Annotated in this window: 6 protein-coding genes; 2 read left to right on the top strand and 4 right to left on the bottom strand. The window is 39.6% G+C overall.

Features of this window, described 5'->3' with window-relative positions:
• Positions 1–211: 211 nt before the first annotated feature.
• Complete coding sequence (locus IQO02_RS08475) at positions 212–664, bottom strand: hypothetical protein (protein ID WP_241805171.1); 453 nt, start codon at positions 662–664, stop codon at positions 212–214.
• Positions 665–902: 238 nt separating this feature from the next.
• On the opposite strand from IQO02_RS08475, the gene IQO02_RS08470 reads away from it, so the two are divergent.
• Both IQO02_RS08470 and IQO02_RS08465 read left to right on the top strand, forming a co-directional pair.
• Complete coding sequence (locus IQO02_RS08470; RefSeq protein WP_016790030.1) at positions 903–1,175, top strand: DUF1778 domain-containing protein; 273 nt, start codon at positions 903–905, stop codon at positions 1,173–1,175.
• Positions 1,172–1,669 carry a GNAT family N-acetyltransferase gene (locus tag IQO02_RS08465; RefSeq protein WP_016790029.1) on the top strand — a complete coding sequence of 166 codons (498 nt, stop codon included), beginning with the start codon at positions 1,172–1,174 and terminating at the stop codon, positions 1,667–1,669. The genes IQO02_RS08470 and IQO02_RS08465 overlap by 4 nt, the downstream gene beginning before the upstream one ends.
• Positions 1,670–1,809: 140 nt before the next feature.
• Here the strand turns inward: IQO02_RS08465 and IQO02_RS08460 are convergent, their stop codons facing one another.
• The 3 genes from IQO02_RS08460 to IQO02_RS08450 all read right to left on the bottom strand — a co-directional run bounded on the left by IQO02_RS08460 (position 1,810) and on the right by IQO02_RS08450 (position 5,778).
• Positions 1,810–2,583 carry a response regulator gene (locus IQO02_RS08460; protein ID WP_016793567.1) on the bottom strand — a complete coding sequence of 258 codons (774 nt, stop codon included), beginning with the start codon at positions 2,581–2,583 and terminating at the stop codon, positions 1,810–1,812.
• Positions 2,584–3,158: 575 nt separating this feature from the next.
• Positions 3,159–4,339 (bottom strand): IS3 family transposase gene (locus tag IQO02_RS08455; RefSeq protein ID WP_193838525.1). Its coding sequence is split into 2 segments (ribosomal slippage): positions 3,159–4,045 and positions 4,045–4,339, totalling 1,182 coding nucleotides; the frame shifts between segments, so codons are not numbered across the junction.
• 71 nt (positions 4,340–4,410) lie between these two features.
• Entirely contained in the window at positions 4,411–5,778 is a 1,368-nt protein-coding gene (locus IQO02_RS08450; RefSeq protein ID WP_016789221.1) for a hypothetical protein, read from the bottom strand.
• Between the last annotated feature and the right edge of the window lie 264 nt (positions 5,779–6,042).

The raw sequence follows: 6,042 nt of genomic DNA, 5'->3' as shown, positions 1-6,042 counted from the left end.
CTTTAGTCGCAGAGTGGCTAAAGACAGATACCAACATCAGAAAAAAGAAAATAATAAATTTATGTGCAGATCCCACTTCACTATCCTTGCCGATTAACGCCCGCTTAAGTGGTGAGCAACGCAATACCAAAGCCGCCGCATACCACCTTAAACACTAAACACAAGACATAGTGAAAATGCCACGCGTTGCGAATCCGTCTTGAAGCGTTTGTTATAAAACATTTACTTTCATATGCATATGAGGATTACTGTCCAATATTTGAAGGTACTTATCAATATTTTGGAAATCATCAGAGAAACATTCAGAAAATGAGCAGTAATTGCATAGAGCCCTCATTATAAGTACCAAAGCCTCTTCTTTAATATGACCGTTTACTACCGGTTCAAATACACCCTTAGCATCAGGATGCTTAACTGCATTTTTTGTTTTATTTAGAACATTAATGACATCCTTTTCATTGTAATTAGGAAAAACTTTGCGATTAGTCAAGCGAGTAACTTGTCTCAAAGCCGGATCTTTCTGCGTATGCTTTCTAATAAATCCAGCAAAAATTTCTTCTGATGCTCCTGCAAGCGTTAAAGCTGAGCTATATTTTCCACTCAAAAATAGATCTATCGCACACTGAAGATGCTCTTTTGCAATAAGAAATTTATGATGTTGCACAATGAAAAACTCCACCTGTTTTATAACGCCCAATTAATGTGCGACAACGCTATAACACCCAACCTAAACCATTGCACCGTAAACACAAATTTCAAACCGGATTAAACTCGCCAAGCGTTAGGAGTCACTCTTAAATTGTTTGTTAGTTTTGCGTGCCAAAGTGACACAATGATTGCTTAATGCTCACTTTAAGACCATAATACTCATGTGACATTTTGACACAAAAGGAAATTACATTATGGCTACTACTTTGCCCCGCATCACTGCTAGAGTTGATGTCGATACACAATACTTACTGACAAAAGCTGCGGCAATTGCAGGCATGTCTAGTATTAACTCATTTGTTCTAAGTGCTGCTATCGAAAAAGCCAAGCAAGTTATTGAACGTGAACAAGCCCTTAAGCTTAGCCAAGCTGATGCTATGTTACTTATGGATGCTTTAGACCGTCCTGCAACAATCAACTCAAAATTGAAAACTGCTTCTGAGCGTTACGAAAGCAAAACTCAATGATGAACACGGTACTTCTAGAAAAAGCAAAACATGACAGAAATCGGTTCAACTGTGGTATTGAAGCTCTTAATAACTACCTGAAAGTAATGGCGAGTCAGCAAGCAAAGAAAGACAACACCAGAACATTCGTTTTAGAAGATGATAACGATAGCTCACATGTCATTGGTTTTTATACACTAACAATGACACCTATCGACTTGAAGGCTTTACCCGACAAGCTACAGAAAAAACACCAATCATCGACTTCTGGTGGTCTAATTGCCCGTTTAGCAGTCGATGAACGCTACAAAGGTAAAGGCTTTGGCGAGTGGCTCCTTATTGATGCACTTAGAAAGCTACTAGCAGCCAGTGATAGCGTCGCATTCCCTGTAGTTATTGTTGACGCCAAAGACGGAGCAAAAAACTTCTACGAGAGATATGGCTTCCAAGCGTTTCAAGATGCAGAAAATAAACTCTTTATTACCATTTCTGATATAAGGGCGAATTTAGGCTAGTTGACTGCTTGCCTCCTAGCAAACTAACGCACGCTTAAGTGGTGAGCAACGCAATACGATGTTTCCGCATTCCACCTAAATCACTAAAATCAACGCATGATAAAAGTGCCACGCGTTGCGAATCCGTCTTGAAGCGTTTGTTAAGTGCCGTTGTGAACTACATTCATTACTAGCTGAAAAAGTTCTTGAGCTCTATTTGTGCTGCCAATAGCACCCCTTTCACGTGCCATTTTCTTATGTTCGGGTAAATTTGAGCCGGCATAAATAACAAACGGGGTTTTATTTCCTAAATCACGTAACTTATCTAAAAGAACATAACCTTCTTGATCGCCTTCTTTGCGCCCCATATCAGAAATTATTGCTGCAAACTTGTCAGTTTTAAGTGTTTCAATCGCCTCTTCGGTTGAGAGAGCTAATTTAAAGTGAAGTCCTTGCTCTTCAAATGCTTGGCGTTCATGAACATTATTTTCTGGACGGTCGTCAACCCAAAGAATTCGATTCTTCCATTTTTCATTCGATGGTTTTTGACTTGTTTTTGACACAAGTTCAACTATTTCATCAAGTTGAGTTTGATTAAGGTCCCCACCACTACCAGGCTGCTTAGAAATCGCAGCTGCTAATGATACAGCTGACGACAATTGTGTTTTCAAAAAATTGTCTTCATTTTTAAAATCTGAAGGCCCATACAACTTCTTATGATGCTTTGCTACCAGCCAAAGAAATCCAAAAAACACCAATACAGGAAACAGCACCATAAAATAAACTAATGGAGCGATATGACCTTGTAAGTTTGCTTGCCCGAAAGCAACGACAAGGGAAGCGAAACCATAAACTAGCACAATAAATAAAGCGATAATGCCTAAAGGGCTTTTCGTAAAACCCGTAGCTGAATTAGCAAATTCTTTAATACTCATCAAATCTCCATTTAGGCACTTAACGCCTTGCTAAGTAGTGCTGACGCCTAACTCACCAAGCCTACATTACTTCAAACCAAAAATGCCACACGTATTAGCATCTACTTGAGCAATTTGTTATGAAAGGCTCAAACATTGCCACCGCACCAAAACACCTACCAAAAACTCAAGACACAGAGCCGGCTGCCGACCCTCCAATATTACCGGAAAATCACCTTCGGAACATACGAAAAGTGAGGGCCCCAAGAAGAGCCGAACGATGAACTTACGGGGAAGGTAATTGCCATTACTCGAAGTTTTTGAGAGGCACAATGTCACTTGGCATATTACATCTTTTGATGATTTCAAATAGGCAACCAGCAAAGAAAATACATATTTTAAGCAAGATATCTAGCCGAGTTTAAACTGTGAATTGACAGCTTTTGATGAACAAACCCACCTTTAAAAACCACGTTCAACAGTAGCTTCATAACGCCGCATTAACGTGTGAGCGACGCTTGGTTATACTTGAGCGAAGCGAAAACACCAAGCGTTGCGAATGATCTTCACCCGATAAAATGGACACCCTATCTTCTTTAACCCGTCATGACTTCATATTCATGCGGGCTTCGATATCCAAGACTTGAGTGCAGTCTATAACGGTTATAAAAATGCTGGATATAACCGACAAGTTTATCTCTAAGCTGCTTCTCACTTTTAAAGCTATTTTTCCTAATTATGTCGCCTTTGAGCGTATGGAAGAACGACTCCACCTCTGCATTATCAGTACAATGACCTGGGCGATTCATGCTTGGGATAATTCCATTTTTTGATAGTAAAGCTTGAACTTCATGGGCTCGATATTCAGAGCCTCTGTCAGTATGAAATAACAGGCGCTCTTGTGGCTTTCGATTTCTAATGGCCATTCTCAGCGAACTCATCGTTAGTTGTGTACTCTTCTTACTACCAAGCGACCAACCGACGACTTTACGCGAGTAAAGATCAATAACGACCGCTAGATACATCCAACGTTTGCCTTGCCTGATATACGTTAGGTCTCCAGACCACTGTTGATTAACTGCCGTTGGTTTTGGTGTGTCTTTTTTAATATTCTTAATCGATTGATAGAACCGATGTAGCTTGGCCATTTTCATGTAAATACGATAACTTCGTGCTCTCAGCCCTTGCTCTCTAATGATCCGAGCCACACGCTTACGGCTAACCAAAACTCCTTGGCGCCTCAGTTCTGCATGAACTCGTGGACTACCGTAAGTCTCTCGACTCTGAGTAAACACTTTAATTATACGCTTCTTCAAAGCCTGCTCTTCTTGAACGTAGCGGCTTGGCTCTCTATCAAGCCATGCGTAGTAACCCGACTTAGAAACAGATAGAAAACGGCACATCAATACGATGGAATAACGCGTTTTGTAATGGGCTATGAATCGGAATTTTGTCGATTTTCTTGGGCAACGAATCGTTGCCACTTTTTAAGCAAATCATTCTCGAGCTTAAGTTGTTCATTTTGACGTTCGAGCTCTGCGATCCGACTAGACTCAGTTTTCTGGCTCGGGATCTGAGTCCTTTTCTTACGTTTATCTTCCATAATAACCCCTTCTCTATAGTCCTTTCGCCATTTAGAAAGCATATAAGGGTGGATATCTAATGATAGTGCCACGCCTTTAACTGTAGCTTCTTCTCGAAGCGAAAGTCGGACAGCAGTTACCTTAAATTCCGTAAGATATTGTTGAGTTTTTTTACCTGATTTATAAGCTGGCATAAACACCTCCAATTGCTATTGAAGGTGTCCACTAGATCGGGTCAACTACAGAATCTGCCTTAAACGCTTTGTTAGTTTTTTGATGCGTAAAACTGTTGCTGTTCCCCACATTCGGTACATAGAAGCGTTAAAGAGTTTTTGTCCGTTTTAATTGTGATATCTGCTGAACCACAAATTACACAACTAGTCTCTTTGCTGCTTTCTTTTGTTGATTTAGAACTATCAAATATCTTATATAACTCATTATTCCAAAGAACTTCTGGGGATTTATAGAATGCAATATCGTCACCACCACCAATGACCAAATCAAATAACACAATGTTTAACTGAGACCGTTCAGTACTATAAGTACGATTATATTTATAAACGTCCCACCCTTCATTGCTAGCTCTTGTCGCCAAATATAAGATCTTGCTTGGGATTGTATTTACCGCATGTTTTCGACTCTCCGCCTTACCCTTTGCATAAAATAAGTGAGCGTTTTCTGTGGCTTTCTTTATAAAATAGTATATTTCTGATACAGAAAACTCATTAAGGATTTCTTTTATAACTTCATTTGTTTTCTTTGGAGCCTCAGGTAATTGAAGTTGTTCTAGGCAAGCATCTAAATATGTAACAACTTCTTCTTCAGCGAGCCTAAACACTAGCTCCTTGAGATCGTCTTCCCACTCAATCTGTATACCATCGCGTGACTCAACATAAACTAACTTGAATAATTCTTCGAGGCTTAACCTATTAGAACCATCTAGTGAAACATTAACAACCCAAAGTACATCTCGATAATAGAATGATTTAAAGTCGTCTGAGGAGTCAAATGCCGAAACAGGAGAGCTTGGATCCACAACAATCACACCATCACGATGTAACTTTAAAATAATTTCATTGTCGAAATTAGATGTAGGAGATAAATCCACGGCACTGCCAGAATTGTTCAACGACTTAATATGATTAAGCTCTGACTCTGATTGCATTAAAAACAGGGATAGCAAATAGCACTTATGACTAAACGATAACTTTGAATAACTAAACATAGCCTTTTTATCAAGGTCATACTCTTGAGAAATTTTCTCAAGATCTGCGGCTAGTTTTACTCTAACGGCTTCAGCTCTTTTCTCAGAACACGGTAAACAAGTACAAACAAGTGGTCTGTTGTAATGATGACCTTCCTTATGACTGCACTCTATACAAAAGTATTCCATAGAGTATGAGCTGCCCGACTTGCTTTTTCGTTTATAAAATAGAGGCAAAGCACAATATGCACATTCAAGTGATTCATGTATGACAGGTGGAAATAATGACACTAGTTTATTAGGATGAGCATCTATCCCATATTCTTCCATGAGCTCTTGGTTTTTCTCACCCGAAATGTACCTTTCGTATAGCTCTTCAAGTTCCTCTAAAGTTAAGTGCTTAACTTCTTCAGCCAATTTTATTTTCATGAGATAGCACCATTAACCATTGATATAATGGGGGATTTTACATTTTTCACGTTCACAGAGCTAGTAAAAACTAACGCCCTGTTAAGGTGGAGCAACGCAATACCGATGCCACCGCAGACCACCTTAAACACTGAACACAACGCATAGTAAAAATGCCACGCGTTGCGAATGATCTTCACCCGATAAAATGGACACCCTATCTTCTTTAACCCGTCATGACTTCATATTCATGCGGGCTTCGATATCCAAGACTTGAGTGCAGTC

Origin of the sequence: Vibrio sp. OPT24 (assembly GCF_015163545.1) — a bacterium.
In the GTDB taxonomy this organism is placed as follows: Bacteria; Pseudomonadota; Gammaproteobacteria; order Enterobacterales; family Vibrionaceae; genus Vibrio; species Vibrio cyclitrophicus.
The sequence above is the reverse complement of the archived record's forward strand: the minus strand, read 5'-3'. Positions and strand labels throughout refer to the sequence as shown.

Bases quoted from the DNA above. Each gene is read 5' to 3' on its own strand.
- IQO02_RS08470 (WP_016790030.1), top strand. From the start codon at position 903: ATGGCTACTACTTTGCCCCGCATCACTGCTAGAGTTGATGTCGATACA.
- IQO02_RS08465 (WP_016790029.1), top strand. From the start codon at position 1,172: ATGATGAACACGGTACTTCTAGAAAAAGCAAAACATGACAGAAATCGG.
- IQO02_RS08460 (WP_016793567.1), bottom strand. From the start codon at position 2,583: ATGAGTATTAAAGAATTTGCTAATTCAGCTACGGGTTTTACGAAAAGC.
- IQO02_RS08450 (WP_016789221.1), bottom strand. From the start codon at position 5,778: ATGAAAATAAAATTGGCTGAAGAAGTTAAGCACTTAACTTTAGAGGAA.